The sequence below is a fragment of the Ruegeria sp. BB1 genome (assembly GCF_056539465.1).
Genome location: NZ_JBQFVB010000002.1, coordinates 218,372 through 242,694, shown reverse-complemented (window position 1 = coordinate 242,694; position 24,323 = coordinate 218,372). Strand labels below are relative to the sequence as shown.

The 24,323-nt window shown below is 57.4% G+C and carries 21 protein-coding genes and 1 tRNA gene; 6 read left to right on the top strand and 16 right to left on the bottom strand.

All coding sequences use genetic code 11. The annotated features are described in order from the left end of the window. Nucleotides 1-4: 4 nt before the first annotated feature. Nucleotides 5-895 carry a CPBP family intramembrane glutamic endopeptidase gene (locus ACR0AL_RS08850; protein WP_170361657.1) on the bottom strand — a complete coding sequence of 297 codons (891 nt, stop codon included), beginning with the start codon at nucleotides 893-895 and terminating at the stop codon, nucleotides 5-7. Then, the gene (locus ACR0AL_RS08845) at nucleotides 888-3,995 is read right to left on the bottom strand and encodes an ABC transporter transmembrane domain-containing protein (protein ID WP_170350042.1); all 3,108 of its coding nucleotides are present in this window, start codon (nucleotides 3,993-3,995) and stop codon (nucleotides 888-890) included. Before ACR0AL_RS08845 ends, ACR0AL_RS08850 begins: the two co-directional genes overlap by 8 nt. 241 nt (nucleotides 3,996-4,236) lie before the next feature. Here ACR0AL_RS08845 and ACR0AL_RS08840 point away from each other — a divergent pair, with 241 nt between their 5' ends. The 3 genes from ACR0AL_RS08840 to ACR0AL_RS08830 all read left to right on the top strand — a co-directional run bounded on the left by ACR0AL_RS08840 (nucleotide 4,237) and on the right by ACR0AL_RS08830 (nucleotide 6,969). Beyond that, a complete protein-coding gene (locus tag ACR0AL_RS08840; RefSeq protein WP_170350041.1) occupies nucleotides 4,237-4,998 on the top strand; it encodes a DUF6478 family protein in 762 nt (253 codons plus the stop codon). Between the two features lie 11 nt (nucleotides 4,999-5,009). After that, entirely contained in the window at nucleotides 5,010-5,363 is a 354-nt protein-coding gene (locus tag ACR0AL_RS08835; protein ID WP_170350040.1) for a hypothetical protein, read from the top strand. 79 nt (nucleotides 5,364-5,442) lie between these two features. After that, complete coding sequence (locus tag ACR0AL_RS08830) at nucleotides 5,443-6,969, top strand: MFS transporter (RefSeq protein ID WP_170350039.1); 1,527 nt, start codon at nucleotides 5,443-5,445, stop codon at nucleotides 6,967-6,969. Nucleotides 6,970-7,012: 43 nt separating this feature from the next. On the opposite strand, the gene ACR0AL_RS08825 is transcribed toward ACR0AL_RS08830, so the two are convergent. The 7 genes from ACR0AL_RS08825 to ACR0AL_RS08795 form a co-directional block, all read right to left on the bottom strand. Continuing rightward, the gene (locus tag ACR0AL_RS08825) at nucleotides 7,013-8,353 is read right to left on the bottom strand and encodes a S41 family peptidase (RefSeq protein WP_170350038.1); all 1,341 of its coding nucleotides are present in this window, start codon (nucleotides 8,351-8,353) and stop codon (nucleotides 7,013-7,015) included. 6 nt (nucleotides 8,354-8,359) lie between these two features. Further along, complete coding sequence (locus ACR0AL_RS08820) at nucleotides 8,360-9,490, bottom strand: murein hydrolase activator EnvC family protein (RefSeq protein ID WP_170350037.1); 1,131 nt, start codon at nucleotides 9,488-9,490, stop codon at nucleotides 8,360-8,362. After that, the gene (gene gpmI / locus ACR0AL_RS08815; RefSeq protein ID WP_480662703.1) at nucleotides 9,487-11,004 is read right to left on the bottom strand and encodes a 2,3-bisphosphoglycerate-independent phosphoglycerate mutase; all 1,518 of its coding nucleotides are present in this window, start codon (nucleotides 11,002-11,004) and stop codon (nucleotides 9,487-9,489) included. Before gpmI ends, ACR0AL_RS08820 begins: the two co-directional genes overlap by 4 nt. Before the next feature lie 88 nt (nucleotides 11,005-11,092). Then, entirely contained in the window at nucleotides 11,093-12,781 is a 1,689-nt protein-coding gene (locus tag ACR0AL_RS08810) for a sulfatase-like hydrolase/transferase (protein WP_480662701.1), read from the bottom strand. Nucleotides 12,782-12,845: 64 nt separating this feature from the next. Next, complete coding sequence (gene nqrM, locus ACR0AL_RS08805; RefSeq protein WP_170350034.1) at nucleotides 12,846-13,088, bottom strand: (Na+)-NQR maturation NqrM; 243 nt, start codon at nucleotides 13,086-13,088, stop codon at nucleotides 12,846-12,848. 15 nt (nucleotides 13,089-13,103) lie between these two features. Further along, the gene (locus ACR0AL_RS08800; protein ID WP_480662699.1) at nucleotides 13,104-14,129 is read right to left on the bottom strand and encodes an FAD:protein FMN transferase; all 1,026 of its coding nucleotides are present in this window, start codon (nucleotides 14,127-14,129) and stop codon (nucleotides 13,104-13,106) included. A 66-nt stretch (nucleotides 14,130-14,195) separates the two neighbouring features. Further along, the gene (locus ACR0AL_RS08795) at nucleotides 14,196-14,381 is read right to left on the bottom strand and encodes a hypothetical protein (protein ID WP_170361640.1); all 186 of its coding nucleotides are present in this window, start codon (nucleotides 14,379-14,381) and stop codon (nucleotides 14,196-14,198) included. Between the two features lie 125 nt (nucleotides 14,382-14,506). Here ACR0AL_RS08795 and ACR0AL_RS08790 point away from each other — a divergent pair, with 125 nt between their 5' ends. Next, nucleotides 14,507-15,031, top strand: a complete 525-nt coding sequence (locus ACR0AL_RS08790) for a CBS domain-containing protein (protein WP_170350031.1) — start codon at nucleotides 14,507-14,509, stop codon at nucleotides 15,029-15,031. Between the two features lie 75 nt (nucleotides 15,032-15,106). Here the strand turns inward: ACR0AL_RS08790 and nqrF are convergent, their stop codons facing one another. From nqrF to ACR0AL_RS08760, 6 genes are read right to left on the bottom strand one after another with little or no spacing between them, the layout of a single operon-like run. Beyond that, nucleotides 15,107-16,330 (bottom strand): NADH:ubiquinone reductase (Na(+)-transporting) subunit F, encoded by a 1,224-nt coding sequence (gene nqrF / locus ACR0AL_RS08785; RefSeq protein ID WP_170394674.1) that lies wholly within the window; start codon nucleotides 16,328-16,330, stop codon nucleotides 15,107-15,109. Between the two features lie 10 nt (nucleotides 16,331-16,340). Beyond that, on the bottom strand, nucleotides 16,341-16,949 hold the full coding sequence (gene nqrE, locus ACR0AL_RS08780) for an NADH:ubiquinone reductase (Na(+)-transporting) subunit E (RefSeq protein WP_170350029.1): 609 nt from the start codon (nucleotides 16,947-16,949) through the stop codon (nucleotides 16,341-16,343). Continuing rightward, a complete protein-coding gene (locus ACR0AL_RS08775) occupies nucleotides 16,949-17,602 on the bottom strand; it encodes an NADH:ubiquinone reductase (Na(+)-transporting) subunit D (RefSeq protein WP_170350028.1) in 654 nt (217 codons plus the stop codon). The genes nqrE and ACR0AL_RS08775 overlap by 1 nt, the downstream gene beginning before the upstream one ends. Beyond that, a complete protein-coding gene (locus ACR0AL_RS08770) occupies nucleotides 17,602-18,429 on the bottom strand; it encodes a Na(+)-translocating NADH-quinone reductase subunit C (RefSeq protein WP_170394677.1) in 828 nt (275 codons plus the stop codon). Before ACR0AL_RS08770 ends, ACR0AL_RS08775 begins: the two co-directional genes overlap by 1 nt. Continuing rightward, nucleotides 18,422-19,630, bottom strand: coding sequence for an NADH:ubiquinone reductase (Na(+)-transporting) subunit B (locus ACR0AL_RS08765; protein ID WP_170394680.1), 1,209 nt, complete (start codon nucleotides 19,628-19,630; stop codon nucleotides 18,422-18,424). The genes ACR0AL_RS08770 and ACR0AL_RS08765 overlap by 8 nt, the downstream gene beginning before the upstream one ends. Before the next feature lie 5 nt (nucleotides 19,631-19,635). Then, nucleotides 19,636-20,979 (bottom strand): Na(+)-translocating NADH-quinone reductase subunit A, encoded by a 1,344-nt coding sequence (locus ACR0AL_RS08760; RefSeq protein WP_480662697.1) that lies wholly within the window; start codon nucleotides 20,977-20,979, stop codon nucleotides 19,636-19,638. Between the two features lie 288 nt (nucleotides 20,980-21,267). Here ACR0AL_RS08760 and ACR0AL_RS08755 point away from each other — a divergent pair, with 288 nt between their 5' ends. Then, on the top strand, nucleotides 21,268-22,383 hold the full coding sequence (locus tag ACR0AL_RS08755; RefSeq protein ID WP_480662695.1) for a THUMP domain-containing class I SAM-dependent RNA methyltransferase: 1,116 nt from the start codon (nucleotides 21,268-21,270) through the stop codon (nucleotides 22,381-22,383). 114 nt (nucleotides 22,384-22,497) lie between these two features. After that, nucleotides 22,498-22,574, top strand: a tRNA-Pro gene (locus ACR0AL_RS08750). 820 nt (nucleotides 22,575-23,394) lie between these two features. Here ACR0AL_RS08750 and ACR0AL_RS08745 read toward each other — a convergent pair. Further along, entirely contained in the window at nucleotides 23,395-24,291 is an 897-nt protein-coding gene (locus tag ACR0AL_RS08745; protein WP_480662693.1) for an EamA family transporter, read from the bottom strand. Between the last annotated feature and the right edge of the window lie 32 nt (nucleotides 24,292-24,323).

Below are 24,323 nucleotides of genomic sequence, written 5' to 3'. Positions count from 1 at the left end.
GCAATCAACGCCTGAGCGCAAGACGTGCAGTTAACCAGCTGACAGTCATTACCGCAAAATCAACGAACAGCCATTGCCGTAACGAGCCGGTTTCGGACATGTCGTAAGGCAGCAGATACAATGCCAACCCGCTTAACGTTTCAGGCAGCGAAATGAACAGTAGCGCGACCGCATTGTTCAGAAAATGCAATGCAATAGCAGGTCCTAATGTTCCCGACCTTGCGGTCAAATCCGCCGCCAGCAGGCCGAAAATACACGCCCAAATGGCCACCAGAAGGGCATTCTCGCCGGTGACACCGGGCGCATAATGCCCTGCTGCGAACAGTACCGAAGGTACTCCCATCCAGATCGCCGGAGATCGGAATCTAGCCGCCAAGCATTGCTGGATATAGCCGCGAAACAGCACTTCTTCGGCGCTGGTCTGAATCAGGACCGCAATCACCGACACTGGCAGCAAAAGCAACCATGTGGACAGGGCCAGGTTTTGCGTCAGCGTCTCACCCATACCATAGGGTGGCAGGGCCGCCATGATCAGGCCCAGAATCACCAAGGCACGCAGGACCATCCAGAATTGTTGCAATAACAGGCGGCGCGGGCCAAGGATGGCCGCCAGAGACCGGTGCTGCATTTGACGGGCGGCGATAGCCACGCCCAGCGTCAGGAAACCGAAACTCAACAGCAGAATCAGCGCGGCCGACGTTGAGGTTCCTTGCAAAAGACCCTGCGCCTGATCTGGTTGAAGCAATTGCCCGACAAAGGCAAACAACACTGCGTTCAACGTCACATAGAGAACAAGGACAATACCCAGACCCGCCGCGAGGCGCCACAGTTCGGGCCGGGCGCGTGCGTCGCCCACAAGCCCCTCATGGGCGGCATATGCGTGAGGGTCAGGCATTGTTGCCAGAGCTTTCACCTTCGATGGATTGTGGGATTTCAGGGAACACCTCAGATGCGTGTTGGATGGTGTTGATCCTTGTGGACAACGTGGTCAGATACCCGGCAACGGTTTGCAGCAACTGAACCGCGACCGACGCATCGCTTTCGATCACAGCGCGCAATTCCTCTGCTCCGATGCGCAGGAACGTACAATCTGTGGCCGCTGTCAGATCCAATTGACGGACATCGCCGGTGATAATTGACAGATCGCCGATCAACCGACCGGGTTCAATGATCGATATAGTGCGCGTGCCACCGCTTTCATCGGTCCAGTCCAGATTGGCCTGCCCCTTGATGCACAGATACGCCGCGTCGGGTGCTTGCCCTCGGGAAAAGATCATCTGCCCCGACGCAGCCTCGTACCATTGTGCCGAAAAGGCCAGCAGCCGCTGATTGCGCGCATCCAGCCCCGAAAACAGCTCGGTCGAGGATATGATCTGCAGCTTGCGACTCAGATCAGCCGAGGCCCCGTCTTCGTGGTGGGTTTGGGTGCGCGAGACACCGTCAATCCGACCATCCTTGATCTCGATGAACAAGTCATAGGCCTCAGGGTGCGCAAAATGATCCTCCATGAAGATCATGATCGACTCGGGCAACAATTCGCGCAGCCGCAGACGTGTGCGCAGACGGCTTTGGGAATCGTGGCTGGCCAATGCCTTGTCGAGGATCAGGATATCGGGACGTTTGATCCCCGCGCGGGAAAACGCCGCGCGCTCTTGAAACACGGTTGGCAGGTTGTTTCCGCCCAGCCCGGTCGGTAGATCGTACAAAGTCGACGCAGCCCGACGGCGCAGACCAGCCTCGTTCACGGCCTGAGCAACGACATCTTCGATCTCATCGGCATGGGCTCCGGCCATCAGGGACACCCGGCCATAAATCGCATTCTCCATCACCGTCAGGCGCGGGATGTAGCTGTCGGGCGACAGAGGCACGAACATACCATCCAGCGCCCCACGCAGCCGTTCGGCCTGATCCTTGCGGATTGACAGAATCTTGTCCTTGTATTCCTCGGGGAAGTCCGGGCCAATCTGCTCAGCCGTCAGCAGGAACGGCAGCGTCAGCAGCAAAGCGCGCTCATCCTCGGAAATTCCGTTGTCTCCTCTCGACTTACGCCGATCCTTGATGTCGAGCAGACGGTGATACATGTCCTTGGACATCCCCAGACGCAGGAACAGCGGGTGATCGGTGCCGTCGCGGCCAAAGGCCTGATCCAATGTTTCCATCACGGCGCTGGCCATGGACATGGCGTCATCGGCAAGATCATGCATCCCAAGCATGTTCTTGAACCGCCGATCATCCGCCATAGACTCGGGCGTGATATCCCGAGACGGAGTCGCATAGAGCAGGTTACCCCCCAAAGGAACAGCCGGGTTAAAACGATCCGGGTCGAACCGATAAACGTGTTGGTCCAGCCCTTTTTCCTGCAGCTTTTCCGCAATCGTCCCCCGCAGGTTGACCACGTCCTGCGCCAGATCAGGATGCAAAATGGGATCAAATTGTGTGCGCAGGGTACGGCGCAGCATAAGTTCGTCAGTACCCATCGCTTCGACCAGTTGGAACCACCAGGCGCGAATGTCATCAACATCGTCCAGCCCGGCAAGCCCCGGATCAATCCATTCATCCGTCAGCGAATCCGTCGGATTTCCAGCGCGGGCAGCTTCGATTTGCCAGCGAGTCGGCGCCACGGCGGCATCGGCCTCATGCTGAGGATGCGGACGCAGGGGCATTAACAGATTGTCGCCCAGCGTGCCGTCGAACAGATAGGGCCGCGAATAGGCATAGCCGATCCGGGCCGCAATCACGACCTGATGCAGGTCTTTCAGATTGTGACCCGCCATGATCACGTCGCCCTGCACCGGCAGGACTTCGCGGGTCAGGACCTGCGCCAGCGCATTTCGTTCCGCGGCATGGGTCGATTGGATGGCGACCCGCGCACCCTTGGGAATGGTCAGGTCGATATCTTCCAGAATGGTCTTGCCGTCATCATCGCGCACGGTGACGTTTCGCAACTCGATATCGCCCGTCAGATGCGGAATAGTCTCGGGCTCACCCACGAACAGATTTTCAGGGATCATGTTTGAAGGCGCAAAGCGTTCGGTCACGACCTCCCACCGCAGGGACATGTCCTGTACCTGATTGTAATAGGTCAGCAGGTCCTTCCACGGGCCGCTCAGATCCTTATAGGCCCCAAGTGCAGCAACCAGCGCCCCGACTGTCACCTCACCCGTGATCGCCAGATAGCCGCCTACCGAATAGAACAGGAACGGCGTCATCTGCGTGATCAGATTGTTGAGGAACTTCATGAAGAACTTTTTGTTGTAGATCTTGAACCGGATCTCGAACAAAAGCCCCAAACGATGACTGAACTGCGCCTGCCGATACCGCCAGCCGCCATTGGTGCGCAGATCGCTGATCCCAGCCGCACTTTCGCCAATTTCTGAACTGAGGTTGCGGACCTCTTGAATACGTTCCTTGTTCAGCAGGTTGATCTGGCGTTGCAACTTTGGAATCAGCCAGGCCTGTAGAGGGATTAGAGCCACACTGGCAAGGCCGAACCAGACGCTCTGCATGAACAGGAAGGTGACGATGGTCATCATCTGCCCGAACTGGAACACCGGCTGCGCGATCGCGTCGCCCATCAGGCCACCCATCGGTTCGGCCTCAGAGGTGATCATCGACACCAGCTCACCCTGACTGGTGGTGGCGAAATAGGATTTCGGAAACCGCATGGTGCGATGGATCAAAGTGAACCGCAAACGGCGCAACATGCGTTCAGCAAGGATGCCCTTCATCGTGTTGATGCGCATTTTCATCAACCCGCTGGCAATCACGGTTGCCAAAAAGGCGAAACACAGGATCAGCAAATACTGCACCTGCGTTACCGAGAATCCCAGGATCGTTACCGTATTACTTGGCGCGCCAATGGCCCCGTTGATAATCTGCTTGGGCAACTCAAGCGAGGCATAGAGGAACGGGAATGACAGAACCGTCAGAAACAGCAGCACAAGCTGTTGTTTTTTCGAATGTTTCCATATGAAAGCGAATAGAGTGGGTTCCATGCCCCGGCCTTGCCTCAAATCTATTGGATGCGTTTTCGGATGATCCACTGCAATCAGGTATCAGACGGTACGCACTGACCTTTACGATTGCAAGAATGGCTGGGCTAACAGGTTTCAAATCGATTGCCCATCCGCCCCATCAGTCACAAATTCGCGAGATTTGCCCCTCAGTATCGTTTATTCTCCTTTAAACCCTGCGTTGTCTTTGACTAAACAGGGTCACACTCTGAATGATGGGGCCATGGGCAGACTTCTGGATCGCTATATTCAACGCCGCGCCGTCGAACGCTGGCGTCAGGCCCTGCGTGGCGCACCTGCTGCACCTGAACCGCAACTGCGGCAACAGCGCGATGATGCGCGCAAGCTGCGCACGCATCTGCAGATGCTGATTCATGAGGCCGACAGCCGTCTGGCCCGACCTCGAATTGGGTCGACCCAATTCCCCAAACCCCTTGGCACCGATTGGTGCTGGCGACCGGATCTGTGGCGCGGGCCATTGGCGCGTCCGGGTGTGGCCTCGGCTGCCCGTAAGGCACAGATGGACCGGCAGGTGACCTTGTTCCACGACTGTTCGCTGGCCGAAATAGCAATGCGGCAGACCCGGAATTCCCGCGACAAGGATCTGGCCGCATATGGGATGACAGTCGAGGTGTTCGGGTTTTCGGGCTCTTTCCTGTCCCTGTCTGTGGAATTGCCGTACGAGGCTGCTCAGGGCCTGACCAAACAGCATCTCATGCGTGTGGATACCCTGATCGAGGCCGAGCAGCCGCTTGAGATATTCGCCCGTCTCAACATCCAGCACGGACCCAACGCTGAACAGGTTCTGCGCAAGCTGGACCTGTCTGCAAGCTCCTGCTCAGTCGATTTCGATCTGGCACATTTGCCCTTGAATGAGTCGCGGATCGAGAAGATCTGGCTGGACCTGATCTTTGAAAACCCGCAGATGAACCGCGTTTCCCTGCGCGATCTGACCTTCTGCCGCCACCATCGCGCCGATTTGTAAGAGGTCCGGCCATGACGCAACCGACATTGACACCCATCCGGTTCGAGAACGGCCTCTGGCAGGGTCACCTGCAGGCCGAGGTGACTGTTGAGGTTCTGTACCTGGGCGAACCTTTGGAAGACGTACGCGTGACACCAGCAGATGACGGATGGGCACTGACTGTCCCTGTACCCGTGAAGGCACTGTCCGATGGCGTGCATTGCTTTGTCATCGTGGACGCAGGCACGTCCGAAAAACTTGGCGATTTTACCATTATCGCAGGCGCCCCGGCAGCGGATGATCTTCGCGCTGAGGTCGAGCTGCTGCGCGCGGAACTGGATATGCTGAAACGGGCATTTCGGCGGGCGCAGAGCGTGGGCGAATAGCCCGTATAGGGCCAAGTCCCTATCTTTTCATCAGAATCCCGTGCATCCTTGAGCGACCCGCAGCAACTTGGGCAAGCTCATGGACCGCAGCAGCATCATTAAACTCATCGCGCTGATGGTGACGGGGTTCGGGATCGGCATCGACTTTACCGGCGCGTTGATCCTGGTTCCGGCTATCGAAAACGGTTTCGACGCCGATATCACCAGCACCCAATGGGTTTTGAACATCTATGCCCTGTTCTTTGCCATGACGATGGTCGCCGGAGGGCGGCTTGGCGACATGTACGGGCACCGCAAGATGATGCTGATCGGCCTGTCGATCTTTATGTTTTCCTCAGTCATGTGTTTTGTATCGCCTAGCCTGGATTTTCTGATTGTCTCACGCGCATTACAGGGGATCGGCGCGGGATGTGTCTGGCCCTGCACGCTGGCCTATGGCGCCACCAAAGTCTCGCGCCCCGAACATCGCGCCATGATCATGGGGCTTATTCTGGCAGGCGTCACATGCGGTAACGTCATTGGCCCGCTGATCAGCGGTACGGTCGTGAACCTTGGGGATTGGCGGCTGTTTTTCCTTGCAAACGTTGTGTTTGCGACCATTTCAATGGTCACCGCCCTGGTGTTGATGGAGCGCGAAACCCAGCACAAAAAAGGCGAACACATCGATGTCGCAGGTATGGGTGTACTGTCTGTGGCTGTCCTGCTGTTGCTTTATGGGTTGGACGTGGGTGCAGATTGGGGCTGGACCTCATCGCCGTTGCTGATGCTGTTCTTCGTCTGCGCTGTTTTGTTCGTCTTGTTCCCACAAGTGGAAAAACGCGTGAAAGAACCCCTGTTGCTGCCCCAGATGATGGCGAACAGAGAGTTTCGCATCACGCTGGGCCTGAACATGTTCAATGTCTCAGCAGCGTTCGTAGGGTTGATGTATTTCCCCCAATACATGCAAAAGGTATTGGGCTGGTCGACGTTGCAATCTGCATTCGGGTTGGCCCCGCTTACTGTTCTGCTTGCCGTGGGGTCCATCTTGTCGGGCAAACTGTACAACGATTTCGGTCCCAAACGGCTTTTGTTCTGGGGTTACCTGTGCGCCACTATCGGTGCGGCCAGTGTTGTCGTGTTGCCCGCAGGGTTGGGCTATTTTCAGATTCTGCCCGGTATGGCGATGATTGGGTTGGGGGCCACGCTGACGGTTGGCCCATCAGGCACCGCTGCGGTTTGCGCGGTGAAACCGGAACGGGCCGGGTTGGTCGGTGGGCTGAGTTTCATGACTCACCTCGTCTATGGTGCCATCTCGGTGGCCTGCGCGACCGCGATCATGTATCTGGCCAGTCTGCGTAGCCTGGGCGAACGTCTGGCGACCGCCGGGATTGATATGTCGGAATCCGATCAGCGAGCCATCAACGGTGGGACGCTGACCACATCCTCTGCACGCGCGATCATGGACAAACTGAGCACGGCCGAAGCCGAAAAGGTCAAAACCGCCATCACCGCAGCGTTTGACACCGGCATGAACATGGCGTTCATTTTCGCCACTGTGTCAGTATCTGTCGGCGTCTTATTGGCGATGTTGCTGGATGAGGAAAAGCTGCACAAAGTGGAAAGCTGATCCACCAAAGAAGAAGGGCCGCCTGTCTGGCGGCCCCGTTTGTTTACTGCGACGGCCCGTTCGGGTTGAAGGCCGACAAACCTTTGAGGATATCGATAGCATAGGCCATTTGATAATCTTCTTCCCGTAGCTCGGCTGTGGCTTCGGCCCGGGCTCGGTCTTCCTCGATCTGACGAATCTCATCTTCGCTGAGGCTGTCATTGTTCAGGCTGCCGCGCAGGTCGGCTTCGGACCGGGCGGGACGGTTCGAATCTTCCTCTTCCGAATCCGGCACCGGGCGCGGTTGCTCGACAATGATGTCGGGGCTGACGCCAAGCGCCTGGATCGAACGACCCGACGGTGTGTAATACCGCGACGTAGTCAGGCGCATGGCCCCGTCGCCACGCAGCGGCATGACCGTCTGAACAGAACCTTTGCCAAAGCTTTTGGTGCCGACCACGATGGCGCGGCGGTGATCCTGCAAGGCACCGGCAACAATCTCGGACGCCGAGGCCGAACCCCCATTGATCAGAACCACAATCGGCTTGCCTTCGGCCAGATCGCCTGGGGTTGCGTTGAACCGCTCACCCTCGCCCGGATCGCGGCCACGGGTAGACACGATCTCACCCTCGTTCAGGAAGGCATCGGAAACCTTGATCGCCTGCGTCAGCAGACCGCCCGGGTTGTTGCGCAGGTCCAGAACAAAGCCATTGACCTTTTCGATGCCACCAGCCTCTTCGATCTGTTCGTTCAGCCCTTCCTGAAGGTTGGGGAATGTCTGGTCGTTAAAGGTGGTCACTCGCAGCACGACGCTGGTGCCTTCGGTGCGGGCACGCACAGCGGTCAGCTTGATCGTGTCGCGAATGATCGTGACGTCAAAGGGTTCCTGTTCCCCTTCGCGCACGACCGTAATCACGATTTCCGAACCCACAGGTCCGCGCATCAGATCCACCGCCTTGTCCAGCGTCAGGCCCAGAATGCTTTCGCCATCGACATGGGTGATGAAGTCCCCAGCCTCGATCCCAGCCGCATCCGCCGGGGTGTCATCGATCGGAGAGACGACTTTCACAAAGCCCTCTTCCTGCGTGACTTCGATACCCAGCCCGCCAAATTCGCCGCGTGTCTGCACGCGCATCTGTTCGGCATCGTCAGGCGACAGATAGCTGGAATGCGGGTCCAGCGATGTCAGCATGCCATCAATCGCGGCTTCGATCAGCTCCTCGGGCTCAACCTCTTCAACATATTGCGCACGTATGCGTTCGAAAATGTCCCCGAACAGATCAAGCTGCTCATAGACGCTGGCCTTGTTCTCAGCCTCTTGTGCCAACAGGGGTCCTGCGATCTGAGTAGTTGCGAGTATGCCTGCCACGGTTCCGGCCAAACCGGCCATCACAAATTTCTTCATATGTATTTATCCATCCTTGCTGGTCCGAAACCACGATTCCGGGTCCACGGGGCTGTTATCCTGTCTTACCTCTATATAGAGCGTTTCTGACCGATCAGTTCCAGTGCCATCACTGCTTGTTGACAAAATAGCGCCGATTTCGGGCGTTTCACCAGGCATCAAGCCGACCGGAGTGCCCTCGGGGATCACCTGACCGGGGTTGCCGTAGACCTCTTGCAGCCCCGAAAATACGAATAAAAGACCGGGTTGAGGCTCTAGGATGACCAGATTCCCCAAATCCAGCAGTGGCCCGCGATAACGTATCGTAGCCGCGGTAGGCGATGTCACAATCGCGCGTGGACGTGTGCCCAGCACCACACCCGGGCGCTTGACCCCTGCTGCATCCGTGTCACCAGCGCGGTGCAGCACAACACCCTGAGCGGGCAAGGCAACTTCACCCTTGCGCTGTGAAATATCCGCGTTGGTTTCAGCAATCTCCCCTTCTGAGATTTCCGACAGTCCGCTGGCAAACCCTTCCAGCGTTTCTGTGGACGAGATCAGGATCGCCGTTCGAACCGGATCTTCGACAAAACGCACCGGCAAATCGGTCCGATCTGCTATGGCGGTACTGAGCTTCGTGCGCGCGGTCTGCACACCGGTCAGGCCTTCGGTCAGAGTATCAGCGGCGCTTTGTTGTAGCTGCCGCAGGGTTTGGACCTCTTGCAGGTCGTGGGCCAGTTCTTGCGCGTGAGCGTTCAAACCTGGCGTGACCTCGGACAGCATCATACCTGCGCGGGCCGATCCCAACGGGCCAGAGGGGTGCAGCATCAAAACCGGCGGCGCGGTTGTTTCGATGGTTTGCAACACGCCCAGCAACTGCGCGATTTCATCCTCGCGGCTGCGCAATTCAGTGGTCAACTGTGCCTCGCGCGTGGCGGCGCGGCGCAGGCCCTCGCGCATGGCGGTCAGACCGGCCTCATAGGCCTGAATGGTTTCGGTCAGGGCACGCACGCGGTCACGGGCGCTGTCGGCCTCAGTCAAGGCAACGGATGCGTCTTCCAGCATTTGCACCGCATTCAGCGCCGCTGTGGACGGGTCGGTCTGGGCGTGGACCGGCGTCGCAAACAGCACTGCCCAAAGAAGCGCGCGCAAGGTCATAACAACAGACTCTTGCCGGTCATTTCGGGTGGCTGTTCAAGGCCCATCAACTGCAACAGGGTCGGTGCCAGATCGGACAGACGCCCATTGCGCAACGTGGAACCCTCCGGCCCACCCACCAGCGCCACGGGAACGGGATTCAAGGTATGCGCGGTGTGCGGTCCGCCGGTTTCGGGATCCACCATCATTTCACAGTTGCCGTGGTCGGCAGTGATGATCATCGCACCACCTGCCTTTTTCAGCGCGGCAACCACCTGTGCCAGGCCCTGGTCCACCGCCTCGCAGGCTTTGATTGCGGCTTTCAGATCACCGGTGTGACCCACCATATCGGGGTTGGCATAATTGGTGACGATCAGGTCGTACCCGGCCTCGATCGCCTCGACAAACTTGGCGGTAACCTCAGCCGAGGACATTTCGGGCTGCAAATCATATGTCGCCACTTTTGGTGACTTCGGCATAAAACGATCTTCGCCCACTTCGGGCGTTTCTTTGCCACCGTTGAGGAAAAACGTAACATGCGGGTATTTCTCGGTCTCGGCCAAGCGGAACTGACGCAGCCCCTGTTTAGCGACCCATTCGCCCAGCGTGTTCACGATATCGCGCTTTGGGAACACGGTTGTCATATAGGCATTGTGACCGTCCGAGTATTCCACCATACCCAATAGCGCAGACAGGTGCGGGCGCGGACCGGTGTCGAAATCAGCAAAATCCGGCTCGCCAATCGCGCGTAGAATCTCGCGCGCCCGATCAGCGCGGAAGTTGAGGCAGAAAACACCATCGCCATCACTTACGCCGTCATAGCCTTGTAGAACCGTCGGCACAATGAACTCGTCGGTTTCCGACTGGTTATAGGCGTGGTCAACCGCACCGTGGGCTGTGGCCGCAGTCCGCCCCTGCCCCTTGGTCATCGCTTGAAAGGCCTCACTGACGCGTTCCCAGCGGTTGTCGCGGTCCATCGCGAAATATCGCCCGCTGACAGTCACAACGCGCGCACCTTCGGGCAGTCGGTCCTCAAGCTCGGCAATGTAAGTGAAAGCCGATTTCGGGGCCACATCGCGCCCATCCGTGATCGCGTGCAGCGCGACAGGAACGCCCGCATCGGTGATGGCTTTGGCCGCTGCGATGATGTGGTTCAGATGCCCATGCACCCCGCCATCCGAAACCAGCCCCATCAGATGCGCTGTACCACTCGCGGCCTTCACCTTGGCGATGAAGGCCTGCAGGGCGTTGTTGTCGAAGAATGAGCCATCTTCGATCGCCAGATCAATCTGACCCAGATCCATGGCCACGATGCGGCCCGCGCCAATATTGGTATGGCCGACCTCGGAATTGCCCATCTGACCGCTGGGCAGGCCAACATCGGGCCCGTGCGTTATCAAAGTGGCATGCGGCCCGTTGGCCATGATTGCGTCGAACGTAGGGGTATTGGCCAGATACGGCGCGTTGGCTTTGGTGTCCTCGGACAGGCCCCACCCATCGAGAATGCACAGGACAACGGGTTTGGGGGCGGTCATTATAGCTCTCCGGATTTCTGCTCTTGGTCGATCTTTTACCGCCTGACCATCGGCGGGTGAACCGCCTTTTGGCCTGTGGTGGGCAGATTTAATGCCGGGGCGGTTTTTCATTGCCGATATATTCGGTGAATGGCCGAGCCTTGCGCCCCCGGTACTTTACGGTCAGATCCAGCGGAGCATCGTTTTCGTCATAGACCCCGACAACAACACCCCTGCCGCGGCTTTTGGTCCGCATATCGATCAGTTGTTGTTCCGAGCGCGTGGTCCGTTGCGAGGCGCGGCGCGTCCACGCGAAAAGGTAATCGTACATACGGTCGATAATTTCGGCATGATCCGCGCTTTCACCAAGATCAATCAACTCGTCCGGGTCGTATTCCAGATCAAACAGGATCGGCCGGTGGCCACCTTCACAATGGATCAGCTTCCACTTTTTGTCGGCAATCATGAACATCACCGCATCCCGGACCGAGGCGTTCAGCGTATCGGCAATCGGTGAGGCCGAATAATCATATTCACATATCACCACATCGCGCGCGGTCTCTTCCTGCTGCCCGTATAGGATCGGCAGCAAGGAATGCCCTTCGAGGATGTGCAAAGGCGCATCGCCCCCCGCAACCTCCACAAAAGTCGGGGCAAGGTCGATGGATTCGACCAGCGCATCACTGACAGTGCCGCGCGTGGCGTCGGCCTCGGGTGACGGGTCGTAGATGATCAGGGGCACTTTGGTCGAGGCATCGTGGAAGAAGGTCTTCTCCCCCATCCAGTGATCGCCCAGAAAATCCCCATGGTCCGAGGTCAACACGATCATCGTATCGTCCATCCGGCCGGTTTTCTCCATCCAGTCGAACAGGCGGCCCATCTGGTCATCGGCCTGTTTGATCAGGCCCATATAGGCGGGGATCACCGCCTCGCGCACATCCTGGCGCGAGAATGTCTGGCCGATCTTCGTGTCCATAAAGGCCCGCAGCACCGGGTGGGCTTTTTGGCGCTCGACCTCGGATCGCACCACAGGCAGCACATGTTCGGGACCATACATCGAGGCATAGGGCTCGGGCACGATATAAGGCCAATGCGGCTTGATGAAACTCAGGTGACAACACCACGGGCCGTCCTGCGTTTCCATGAACTCGATACCGCGGCCAGTCAGATATGGGGTTTCGCTGTCTTCTTCGGCTATATTGGCGGGTTCGGGGGAGTTCTTCAGGAACCAGCCAGACAGGACGTTGCCATCCGCATCCAGCCCCGAGTTGGCAAAGTCGTGCCAGGGGTTGTCGCTCTCATATCCCTTGGCGCTGAGGTATTTGTTATATTCCCTGGCCCCGTCCGGATCGTAAAACCCGTCCGGCCCCTCGGGACGCATCCCATCATCGCGTTCAAACACGTCAAAGCCGCATTCTGCCACGCGGGCACCGATCAGGCTGTCGGGTTCCAGCCCCAGCCGTGCCATGCCTTCGGCATCCGCGCGCATATGGGTTTTGCCGACCAGCCAGCACCCCATCCCGGCCTTGCGAAGATGATCGCCCATCGTCATCTCGCCCACTTTCAAGGGGATGCCATTCCAGGACGCACCATGCGAATGCACATAGCGCCCGGTATAGGTCGACATGCGTGAACTACCGCAAATGGGGGACTGGATAAAAGCCCGGTCAAACCGCACACCCCGCGCGGCCAAACGATCAATGTTCGGAGTGTGCAGATGCGGATGGCCGTAGCAACTCAGGTAATCCCAGCGCAGCTGGTCGAACATGATGAACAGAATGTTTTTGGCTTTGGCCAACGCGGCACCTCCCCGATAGTCAGGGACTTAGTTAGCCAATTCCCGGCCCGCAGCGAAGCGTAATTTATGCTTCGGCCTGCCGCTCCATCTGTTCCAGCATCTTCTTGGCGCGTTTGCACTGCAACTGATCACGCAACGGGCTGTCAGGATCAATGTCCTTGTGGCAGACCACACATTTGTCCGCGCCCGAGATCGCGTTCAGGCCACCACAACTGCCTTTGATGGTTTTGCCCATCAGCATAACACCCAACGACATACCTACCATCACAAGGGCAAGCAGAATAAAGGCCAGAATAAAGGTGCTCATTGTGGTACCTACCAGTCAGTTGGTCTCAAGCGCGTCTTTGAACGCGGTGCTGTGTACCGTGATATAGGCTTCTTCGCCACCCGTCACATCCCGCGAGATGAAATACACAGCAAGTTTATGTTCTTCGGCCAGCTCAAGGCCCTTTTCCTGCCCCAGCGCCAGCATCGCGGTTGCCCATGCATCCGCCATCATAGCGTTTTCAGCCAGAACAGTCACCGATGTTGTCCGGTGCGTGATCGGGCGCCCGGTTGTTGGATCGATGATATGCGAATACCGCACACCGTCTTGTTCAAAGAAATTCTTGTAATCGCCCGAGCTGGCCATGCCCAGATCGCTGACCGACACAATCAGCTGATAGGTCTGCGCTCCCGCTTGTGGTTTTTCGATACCGATGCGCCAGGCCTCGCCCTTGTCGTTCTGCCCCATGGTGACCAGATCGCCACCGATCTCGACCAGATAATCTTCAATCCCGGCGTCGCGCAGGGTCTTGGCCACCGCGTCGATACCATAACCCTTGGCAATAGCGGACAGGTTGATCCCAACACCGGGTTCAGATTTGGTCAGCGTTCCCGCTTCGGCATCCAGAGTTAGCAAACGCCCCTGCCCCACGCCGTCGAGTGCTTTCAGAATTTCGACATCCGAAGGCACCGGGTCTTCCGGCTTGCGGGGCCCAAAGCCCCACAGTTCGATCAATGGTCCAAGGGTGACATCAAAGGTGCCGCCGGTTTTCTCATGCACATCATTCGCGGCGGCCATCACTTGTGCGAAATCTGCGGAAACCTGCACCGGTTCTGTGCTTGTCGCGGTGGAAAAGGTCGAGACCTCGGAATTTGGGTCCCAGTTGGACATCTTGGCGTTAACGTCTGCCAGAGTTTCTTCGACCGCCACAGCCAGCGCGTTTTCGTCCAGGTCCTGGCCAATTGCGGTGATGTTGAAGGTTGTTCCCATCGTTTCGCCCGATAGACGAACCAACTCTGGCTCTTTGTCGAACAGACAGCCGGACAGCAAAGTGACGAAGGCCAAAACTGGCACAAGACGCATGGGGCGATCTCCTGGAAAATCAGTGTCCGGCATATGCCAGCCACCCCCGCCAGAGTCAAATCGACTTCACAGTTTCAGCGGCAAAAAGCCCAGTACCAAAAGGCCAATTCCCGCCGGCACACCAAACAGCCAGGCCCGTTTCTGCCATCCCGGCGGCTGCTGTTTCCACGTCTTGCGGAAATTATGGCCGCACACGACCACCACAAAGAAAATCAAGGCAGCCACCGGCGGGGTAAGATACAGGTCGTTCAAAGGCTTAAGCGTCCTTTTTTTGATGGGGGTTTCTGCCGATCAGCGCAATTGCACCCTATACAGGTCGTTTAGCTGCGCTAAGGTAAAAGGGAAAGACTTTGCAAGAACCATGAAGGAGATTGCCCATGGCCCCGACCTCTTACCAAGCCCCCAAGCGCGGCGACAAGGCTGACAAGACCACGTACAGCCAATCGACGGAATCGAACTTGTCGCATGCGCAGACAACTGTGGCCAAGCTGATGGATGGTAAAGGGGATGCGGTGTTTTCGGTCCGCCCGAACGATACGATCCATTCAGTGGTCAATACGCTGAAGGAAAAGCGGATTGGGGCGGTGCTGGTGACCGACCAGAACGGCACATTGCAAGGCATCCTGTCCGAGCGCGACATCGTACGGCGCATGGCGGATACGCCCGGCCAGACGTTGCCTCAAGCGGTCGAGGATCTGATGACGCGCGAGGTCAAGACTTGTTCGCCGGACGATCTCCTGGATGATGTTCTTAAAACCATGACCGACGGTCGGTTCCGCCACATGCCAGTGCTTCGCGATGGCAACCTGTGCGGCGTGATCACAATTGGAGACGTTGTGCATTTCCGTCTCAAAGAGCTGGAATACGAGGCGCTTCGCATGAAGCAGATGATCGTCGGCTAATGGCTTTGATCTAGAAGGCCAGCAACCTTGCGGCTTTTAAAAAAACCGGCGCTGAATGCGCCGGTTTTTCGTTTCTTACCCACCGAAATCGTCGAGCATAATGTCTTCGCGGTCCACACCCAGATCCAGCAGCATGTTGATGACCGACTGGTTCATGATTGGCGGGCCACACATGTAGAACTCACAATCTTCGGGCGCGGGGTGGTTCTTGAGGTATTCCTCGAACAGCACATTGTGGATGAAGCCGGTATAGCCTTTCCAGTCATCCTCGGGCTGCGCGTCGGACAAGGCCACGTGCCATTCGAAATTGTCGAACTCTTCGGCCAGCGTGTCGAAATCCTCGACAAAGAACATCTCTTTCTTGGACCGCGCGCCGTACCAGAAGCTGATCTTGCGATCACGGTTTTCAAGACGTTTGAGTTGATCAAAGATGTGGCTGCGCATCGGCGCCATACCGGCACCACCACCGATGAAAACCATCTCTTTTTGCGTGTCGCGGGCGAAGAATTCGCCGAACGGACCCGAAATGGTGACTTTGTCGCCTGGTTTCAGATTGAAGATGTACGACGACATCTGACCCGCCGGAATACCTTCGGAACCCGGAGGCGGCGAAGCGACCCGGACGTTCAGCATGATCATGCCTTTCTCATCCGGATAGTTGGCCATCGAATAGGCGCGCTCGATCGGTTCGCTTACCACGGATTCGTACTGCCACAGATTGAAGCGATCCCAATCCTCGCGGTATTCCTCTTCAATGTCGAAATCAGTGTATTTCAACTGGTGTGCGGGGGCTTCGATCTGGATATAACCACCGGCGCGGAAGTTCACATCTTCCCCCTCGGGCAGGTCCAGCGTTAGCGCCTTGATGAAGGTCGCCACGTTCTCGTTCGACCGAACGGTGCATTCCCATTTCTTGACGCCAAAGACCTCTTCGGGGACTTCGATATCCATGTCCTGTTTGACCGCAACCTGACAGGACAAACGATCGCCGCATGCAGCCTCACGCTTGGTGATGTGACTTTCTTCGGTTGGCAGGATCGACCCGCCGCCCGAATGCACCTTGACCCGGCATTGCGCGCAGGTGCCGCCACCGCCGCAGGCCGACGGGACAAAGAGCTTCTCAGCCGCCAGCGTTTGCAGCAACTTGCCGCCTGCGGGCACCGAGATGGTTTTTTCGCCATTGATAGTGATGTTCACATCACCGGTGGATACAAGTCTGGAGCGTGCCGCCAGAATGATCGTTACCAGCGCGATAACGATCAGGGTAAAGAGGACGACGCCAAGGCTAAAAGTTTCCATTCGTCCCTCCTTAAAGTTTCACGCCCGAGAAGGACATAAAGGCCAGCGCCATCAGTCCTGCGGTGATGAAGGTGATCCCCAGACCCTGCAGGCCGTCAGGAATATCCGAATATTTCAGCTTTTCCCGAACCCCTGCCATCGCGGTGATCGCCAGCGCCCAGCCAAAGCCCGAAGACAGACCATAGGTCGCGGCTTCGGCAAAGTTATAGTCGCGTTCCACCATGAACAGCGAACCACCCAGAATTGCGCAGTTCACCGTGATCAGCGGCAGGAAGATCCCCAGCGCGTTGTAGAGCGGCGGAAAATACTTATCCAAGATCATCTCGAGGATTTGCACCATCGCCGCGATCACACCGATATACGAGATCAGGCCAAGGAAAGTCAGGTCCACATCCGGGAACCCGGCCCAGGCCAGCGCGCCCGGTTTCAGCAGATAAGTCAGCAGCAGGTTGTTGGTGGGCACGGTGATCGCCTGAACCAGCATCACCGAAATGCCCAGACCCAGCGCGGTCGAAATCTTCTTGGAAACGGCGATGAAGGTACACATCCCCAGGAAGAAGCTTAGCGCAAGGTTTTCGACAAATATGGCCTTTACAGCCAGTGAAATCAGACCTTCCATTAGTGGGCCTCTACCTGCTGAATTTTGTATTCACGTTCTTCAACCTGGCTTGGCTTCCACGTGCGGAAGGCCCAGATGATCAAACCGATGATAAAGAACGCCGATGGCGGCAGCAGCAGCATGCCGTTGGGCACGTACCAGCCACCATTGTTGACGGTTTGCAGAATGGTCACGCCAAACAGCGACCCCGCCCCGAACAATTCGCGGAAGAAACCGACCAGCAGCAGGATCAGGCCATAGCCCATCCCGTTGCCCAATCCATCGATGAACGATGCGACCGGAGGGTTCTTCATCGCAAACGCCTCGGCGCGGCCCATCACGATACAGTTGGTGATGATCAGACCGACAAACACCGACAGGGTTTTCGAAATCTCAAAGGCATAGGCCTTGAGAACCTGATCCACCAAGATCACCAGCGAGGCGATGATCACCATCTGCACGATGATCCGGATCGAGCTGGGGATCTGGTTGCGCAGGCACGAGATAAAGAAGGACGAGAACGATGTCACGAAGGTCACCGCCAGTGCCATCACGAACGACACCTGCAGTGACGAGGTCACCGCCAAAGCCGAACAGATGCCAAGCACCTGCAGGGTGATCGGGTTGTTGTCGACAAGCGGGTCGACCAGCATTTCTTTCTTGGTCTGGGACATCAGATCTCTCCTGCTTGCAGTTTGGCCAGGAACGGAGCGAAGCCCGCATCACCCATCCAGAATTTCACCAGGTTATCGACACCAACCGAGGTCAGTGTGGCACCGGCCAGCGCGTCGACGTAAAAGTCGGGGCCAGCTGCCGGTTGCGATTTCGCAACGGTAATCTGCAGATCACCCGCGTCATCACGCAGTTTCTTGCCGCTCCACAACGCTTTCCAGCGGGGGTTGTCCACCTCGGCCCCAAGGCCCGGCGTTTCACCATGCTGATAGAATTGCAGGCCGTAGATATCGTTGCCGTTGTTTTCTAGCGCGATAAAACCATAGAGCGTGGACCACAGACCATAGCCGTGCAGCGGCAGGATCACCTTATCCAGATCACCCGCATCATCACGCAGCAGGTAAATCACACGATACTTAGCTTTGCGGCCGATCCCGGCCGGGTCGTCGTCCAGCGCAACGCTCAACTCAGGATCACTTGCGGCTGCGATGTCGTCAAAGGTGGCCGGATCAAACTGGTCATCGACGAATTCGCCGGTGGACAGTTCCACAACATGCGGCTCAAACGCGGCGAAGGCTTCGGTCACGTCGACGCCGGGTTCATAAACACCCGCGACCTGCAGGACGTTGACCTGTTTGTCCTTCAGCTTGTTCGCTTCTTGCACGGGGCGCAGACTTACAGCAGCCGAGGACACGACCATCGAGGCGACAAGGCAGACAGCGACGGCGATAAAGATCGTCTTGCCGACCGAATCCGGCGAGGCTGCCAGGAACTTGGCAATCGCCCCCTTGGGTGCCTCGTTATTGTCTGGGGATTGCGTATCAGACATGGCGACGCGCCCTCCGTTTGATGTTGGCCTGAACGACGAAATAATCGATCAGCGGTGCAAAGACGTTGCCGAACAGAATGGCCAGCATCATGCCTTCGGGGAAAGCCGGGTTAATCACACGGATCATCACAACCATGACACCGATCAGCGCGCCATAGATGTAGCGGCCCAGATTGGTGTGGCTGGCCGAAACCGGTTCGGTGACCATGAAGGCCAGACCAAAGGCATAGCCACCAACGACCAGGTGCCAGTACCACGGCATTGCAAACATCGGGTTAGTGTCCGAACCGATCAGGTTCAGCAGCAGGGAAAAGACGATCATGCCCCCCAGACAGCCAACGATCAGGCGGAAGTTCGCAATACGTGTCACCAACAGGAAGCCCAGGCCAATCAGACAGGCCAGTGTGGAAGTTTCGCCAAAGCTGCCCTGCATGAAGCCCATGAAGGCATTCCACCAGGTCAGACCTTCGGCTGCCAGCGCCTGATAGCCTTCGGATGCTGAAACCGACAGCGCAGTTGCACCTGAAAAACCGTCAACTGGGGTCCAGACTGTGTCACCCGACATATTCGCCGGATAGGCGAAATACAGGAAGGCACGCCCGACCAGCGCAGGATTAAGAAAGTTCTTACCGGTGCCGCCAAACACCTCTTTGCCGATGACCACACCGAAGATGATGCCTAGAGCCACCTGCCACAGCGGGGCGGATGCGGGCATGATCAGCGTGTAAAGCATTGAGGTTACGAGGAAACCTTCATTGACTTCGTGCCCACGCACGGTGGCGAAGATCACCTCGAAAATACCGCCTGCAACCAGTGTGACGATGTAAATCGGCAAGAAGTACATCAATCCGTGCATCACGTTGGCGAAGATGCTGGACGGGTCCAGCGAGATGCCAAATGCCTGCAGGATGGCGATACGCCAGCCAGTTGCCGCATCCGGGCCAAGGGCTGCAATTGCGCTGTTAGCCTGATAACCGGTATTCCACATCCCCCACAGGATACAGGGGATCGTCGCGATCACGACATAAGTCATGATCCGCTTCATATCTATGTAGGACCGCGCGTGCGGGGCGACGGTGGTGACGGATTTCGGAGTGTAGATAAAGCTTTCTACCATCTCGTAGATGGGGAAATACTTCTCGTACTTGCCGCCCTTGGTAAAGTTCGGCTCGATCCGATCGAAGAAGCTGCGCAAACCCATTTGGATCAGCCCTCCTTTTCAATCTTGGTCAGGCAGTCGCGCAGCGCCAGCCCGTATTCATATTTTGCCGGACAGGCAAAGCCGACAAGGCCCAGATCCTCTTCGTCCAACTCCATCGCACCCAACGCTTGGGCGCTGTCAGTATCCATCACCAGCAGCGCGCGCAGCAGTTGTGTTGGCAGATAATCCTGCGGCATCAGCCGCTCAAACACACCCGTCGGCACCATCGCGCGGCGACCGCCGTTCAGGTTGCTGGTGAACTTATAAAGTTTGTGCGAAAATGCCGAGCCCAGCACCGGTTGAACTGAGTATTTCGACGGCATCGGACGAATCCAGCCCATCGGAATCTGGTCGTGATCTTCGCGGATGATGCTGATCTGACGCGCGAAACGTCCCAGATATGCGGTTGGTCCTTCAGCCTGAGTACCCGACAGGATCGACCCCGAAATGATGCGCGGAGTGCCATCCACGTCGATCTCGTCGTTGGTCAAATCGTCGGTCGAAGCACCCATGACGGTGCGGATCAGACGCGGTTGACGCGCGCCCGGGCCGCTGAGTGCGATCACGATGTTCGGATCCAGATGACCGGACTGCATCAAGCGACCAATGGCGATCACGTCCTGATAACCGATGGTCCAGACCTGCTTGTCCCCCGCCAGGGGTTCAAGGAAATGAATATGCGTCCCGGCCAATCCGGCGGGATGCGGGCCCGAGAAAGCCGCAGCTTCGACCCCCGGCACATCCGCGCCCGGAATGGCGTCGCCTTCCTTGTGGCACAGATAGGTCTTGCCTTCGGTCAGCTTGGTGATTGCGGCCAAACCGGCTGCAAAGGCCTCACCGGCATCGGCAATGATCACGGCCGCGTCTGCCGCCAACGGTTCACTGTCCATGGCGGTGACGAAAATCGCGGCCGGAGCGGTACCCGGCATCGGCAATTTCGAATAGGGCCGGGTACGGAAGGCGGTCCAAAGACCGGCCGCGCACAGCTTTTCCGTCACGCCTTCGGCACTGTCCGCATTGCCCACACCCGAGAAATCAATCCCTGTATCGTTCGGGTCCGAAACCTCGATCACGACGCTCTGCAATACACGGCGCGCACCGCGATTGATTGCCACGATCTTACCACTCAGCGGGGCGACCATCATCGCCTCGGGCGCATCCTTGTGGCAGAACAACGGCGTACCGCGCTGAACCGCGTCACCTTCCTGCACCAGCATGCGCGGTTTCAGGCCTAGGTAATCCCCGCCCAATACCCCAACGGTTTTAAATTCAGGTCCCGGCTGGATGGTTTGATCCGGCGCGCCTTGCACCGGCAGCTCCAACCCTTTTTTCAGTTTGAAAGTTTGCATGTTGCTACTGTCTTCCAAGCCTCTTTATCTGCGCCGGTTAGACCAACACTTTAACAGTGTCGGACAATAACGCAGGATTTTTTAACAGTCGTCGCAAAAGCGTCGAAATGCGTCCAAATTCCGCGGGCGTAATTCCGATTTGGGCTCCTTTACGCGGGGATGATGCTAAAAGCAAACCCGTTGCCGCCAAAATCACACAATGATTTTCACTTTCCTTTGAAATGTTTCCATTTTAGCGCCCAAAAATTGCTGGTCGCGCCCAGTGCCCTTCCAGTGTAAGCACGCCCAATGGAACAGACGCGCGAATTTGAGATTTTTCTGGTGGCCACCCCGGGGCTTGAGGCGCCTTTGCAGGCCGAAGCCGTCGAAAAGGGATTCGCAGATGCCAAAATTGTACCCGGCGGGATAAGCTGCCATGGCGGTTGGCCCGAGGTTTGGCGAGCAAACCTGTGTCTGCGCGGCGCCAACAAAGTACTGGTCCGGATGGGCACATTTCCGGCAGTACATTTGGCGCAGCTCGACAAGCGGGCGCGCAAGTTCCCCTGGTCCGATTTTCTGCGCACCGACATCCCGGTCAAGGTTGAGGCGACAAGCCGGAAATCCCGCATCTATCATGCCGGGGCCGCCCGCCAAAGGGTCGAGCGGGCGATCTCCGAAACGCTGGGTGCGCCCATTTCATCCGACGCCGGGCTGCGCGTGTTGCTGCGCATCGAAAAAGACATTTGCACTTTCTCGGTCGATACCTCTGGCGAGCCCTTGCACAAGCGTGGCCACAAACCGGCGGTGGCCAAGGCCCCGATGCGCGAAACCATGGCTGCTATGTTTTTGCGCGAATGTGGTTTCGACGGGGCTGAGGCTGTTCTGGACCCGATGTGCGGTTCGGGTACTTTCGTTATCGAAGCGGCCGAGATTGCAGCCGGGCTGAATCCAGGCCGATCCCGCCGTTTTGCCTTCGAAGACCTGCACGGATTCGATTCGCGCGCTTGGGCCGAACTGCGCAAAGACGGACCGCCGGTAAACTTGGACACTGTCTTTTATGGCTCGGACCGGAATGCCGGGGCCGCCGAGGCCGCCGCCACCAATGCCGATCGAGCTGGGGTTGCCGCACACACCCGGTTTCAGTGCCGGTCGGTCAGTGACATCAAGCCGCCACCGGGCCCCACGGGTCTGGTCATCGTCAACCCGCCCTATGGTGCAAGAATCGGGGACGAGAAACGCCTGCGCTCTCTGTACGGCAGCCTGGGCAAGGTTCTGATGTCGCGGTTCAGCGGCTGGCGGGTGGGTATCGTGACCAGCAATCAATCACTAGCCCGCGCCACGCGCTTGCCTTTGCTCCCTGCCGGGCCAGTCGTCGATCACGGTGGCACGAAAATCCGGCTGTACCGCACGGATCCCCTACCCTAATTGCTAATGCAGCGGTGGCGCAAAGGACAGTTTCTGCTGGGCACGAAATCCTGCATTTGGTCCCATAATCCCCTTGCACATCCGATTCCTCGGGTATAGATCACCCGCCACGGTCGGAGTGTAGCTCAGCCTGGTAGAGCACTGTCTTCGGGAGGCAGGGGTCGGAGGTTCGAATCCTCTCACTCCGACCAGTAAAACTAGGCGCCCAAGGGCGCCTTTGTTGTTTGTAAGTCAGTAATCCGAGGTTCGTTGAACCTGAGCATTAGTCGAACTCCAACGCACTGGCAGCCTTTCGTAGATCTAAGCCCGATGCACATTGCAACCGTCTTTCTGTGCCATTTCGTCATACGGCTGGCGGCAACCACTTGGGGCGTCCGATGCTTTCCACCGGGGAGCGATCCAAAGTGATCTTTCCTGCACCTTCCAGATAGGTGACTCGCTGCCCGGTCATTTTCCCGGCGCCGGCGTTTCTTGTTGGTCTTGTATGAGATGTCAAAGAACATAGGCATCGAATCGCGTTGTTCTTGGCTGACTGCTTGCTGCTGCCGTAACGACTTCTTAAAAATACCAAAATTCAGCCTCGCCCATAAGGTGATTTCCAGGGCGAAATGCACTTTTATCTTGAGCGCGAGAGTTTTGCGTTTGGCACACGGGGCCAGTAGATATGTATAGAACACGCGCGCAATGCCGTAGCCTCCTATGCACATCAACAGGCCGGCTGGGACGTTCACTGGCAGCGTCCAACGCAGTTTTCGACGCAAGACAGCGCTGATGTCATAACGCACGCCCTGAGCGCCCTCAGCACTTAGCGAGTACGGCCACAATGTGACCATTGCGACAGGAGGTTTGGACCGTCCGGATGCTGCGGACCCAGAACCCATCCCCTTAATCATCCGTGGGGAAACCTAGGACTTCGATATTCCAGGGATCTGACGAACGGGCTTGAGCGAGGCGCTGAGCCATTCCTCGCCCACTTGCGTGATCGGACCCATTGTTTGCGCCTCAAACCCATCAGACAGATTCAGCTGCTGCTGATCTCCATTTTCTCAAATCCGAATTGTCCCTTCGACTCACGCTCTGGCCGACCACAACAGAGCCAATAACTATGACTGCTCCTATCGACTGAGTGAGGCTAAGCGTTTGTCCCAAGTATACCCAGCCGAGCACGACAGCTGTAACAGGACTCATCATGCCGAGCATCGAAACTGCACTGGGCTCCAGGCGCGCTATGCCGCGAAACCAAAGAGCATAGGTTGCTGCAGCACCGATCAACCCAAGCCAAATAAGGCCTGCGACATTTGTTGCGCTGAGCACAGGTAGAGGCGGCTCAAGGAACAGTGCGACTGGCAGCAGTATCAAACCACCGGCTGTTAATTGCCACGCTGTGAAACTCAGCGCCGAGACCGGAGGTTGCCATTTCCGACTGAGAACAGTGCCAGCAGCCATTGACGCGGCTCCTCCCAAACCCGCTGCTATACCGATCCAATCAAGATGTGCTTCTGGTCCGATCAGCAGCAGAGACACACCCGTTACGCCAGTTGCAGCGGCTCCAAGTGCGCCAAGTCGGATTGGAGTTCCAAGCCATCCCCACGCCATCAAAATCACGATCATTGCTTGCAACGATCCTAGGGTGGCGGCCACACCACCAGGTAACCGATAGGCAGCAACGAAGAGGAGCACCCAGAACAGAGCGAAATTGAGGCTGCCTAAGACGAAAGTTCGACCGAGCCATTCGCGTGGTGGGACGCAGCGCGTCACTGCAAGCAACAACAAGCCGGCTGGCAGAGCTCGTAACGCCGCTAGGGTAATCGGGTAGCCAGCCGGGAGCGCTTCCGTAGTTACCAGATAAGTGCTTCCCCATATCGCTGGAGCGAGTGAAGTGAGAAGAATATCGGTTGAGCGTGACATGGAGTGTCTCCCGTCTGAAGCGTTTGAGAATT

Excerpts from the sequence above, each read along its gene's own strand:
- ACR0AL_RS08820 (WP_170350037.1), bottom strand. The coding sequence starts at position 9,490 with ATGACCTTGCGCGCGCTTCTTTGGGCAGTGCTGTTTGCGACGCCGGTC.
- ACR0AL_RS08790 (WP_170350031.1), top strand. The coding sequence starts at position 14,507 with ATGGCCCCGACCTCTTACCAAGCCCCCAAGCGCGGCGACAAGGCTGAC.
- nqrF (WP_170394674.1), bottom strand. The coding sequence starts at position 16,330 with ATGGAAACTTTTAGCCTTGGCGTCGTCCTCTTTACCCTGATCGTTATC.
- ACR0AL_RS08770 (WP_170394677.1), bottom strand. The coding sequence starts at position 18,429 with ATGTCTGATACGCAATCCCCAGACAATAACGAGGCACCCAAGGGGGCG.
- ACR0AL_RS08765 (WP_170394680.1), bottom strand. The coding sequence starts at position 19,630 with ATGGGTTTGCGCAGCTTCTTCGATCGGATCGAGCCGAACTTTACCAAG.
- ACR0AL_RS08760 (WP_480662697.1), bottom strand. The coding sequence starts at position 20,979 with ATGCAAACTTTCAAACTGAAAAAAGGGTTGGAGCTGCCGGTGCAAGGC.
- ACR0AL_RS08745 (WP_480662693.1), bottom strand. The coding sequence starts at position 24,291 with ATGTCACGCTCAACCGATATTCTTCTCACTTCACTCGCTCCAGCGATA.
- ACR0AL_RS08825 (WP_170350038.1), bottom strand. The coding sequence starts at position 8,353 with ATGAAGAAATTTGTGATGGCCGGTTTGGCCGGAACCGTGGCAGGCATA.
- nqrM (WP_170350034.1), bottom strand. The coding sequence starts at position 13,088 with ATGAGCACCTTTATTCTGGCCTTTATTCTGCTTGCCCTTGTGATGGTA.
- gpmI (WP_480662703.1), bottom strand. The coding sequence starts at position 11,004 with ATGACCGCCCCCAAACCCGTTGTCCTGTGCATTCTCGATGGGTGGGGC.
- ACR0AL_RS08840 (WP_170350041.1), top strand. The coding sequence starts at position 4,237 with ATGGGCAGACTTCTGGATCGCTATATTCAACGCCGCGCCGTCGAACGC.
- nqrE (WP_170350029.1), bottom strand. The coding sequence starts at position 16,949 with ATGGAAGGTCTGATTTCACTGGCTGTAAAGGCCATATTTGTCGAAAAC.
- ACR0AL_RS08835 (WP_170350040.1), top strand. The coding sequence starts at position 5,010 with ATGACGCAACCGACATTGACACCCATCCGGTTCGAGAACGGCCTCTGG.
- ACR0AL_RS08845 (WP_170350042.1), bottom strand. The coding sequence starts at position 3,995 with ATGGAACCCACTCTATTCGCTTTCATATGGAAACATTCGAAAAAACAA.
- ACR0AL_RS08830 (WP_170350039.1), top strand. The coding sequence starts at position 5,443 with ATGGACCGCAGCAGCATCATTAAACTCATCGCGCTGATGGTGACGGGG.
- ACR0AL_RS08755 (WP_480662695.1), top strand. The coding sequence starts at position 21,268 with ATGGAACAGACGCGCGAATTTGAGATTTTTCTGGTGGCCACCCCGGGG.
- ACR0AL_RS08775 (WP_170350028.1), bottom strand. The coding sequence starts at position 17,602 with ATGTCCCAGACCAAGAAAGAAATGCTGGTCGACCCGCTTGTCGACAAC.
- ACR0AL_RS08850 (WP_170361657.1), bottom strand. The coding sequence starts at position 895 with ATGCCTGACCCTCACGCATATGCCGCCCATGAGGGGCTTGTGGGCGAC.
- ACR0AL_RS08800 (WP_480662699.1), bottom strand. The coding sequence starts at position 14,129 with ATGCGTCTTGTGCCAGTTTTGGCCTTCGTCACTTTGCTGTCCGGCTGT.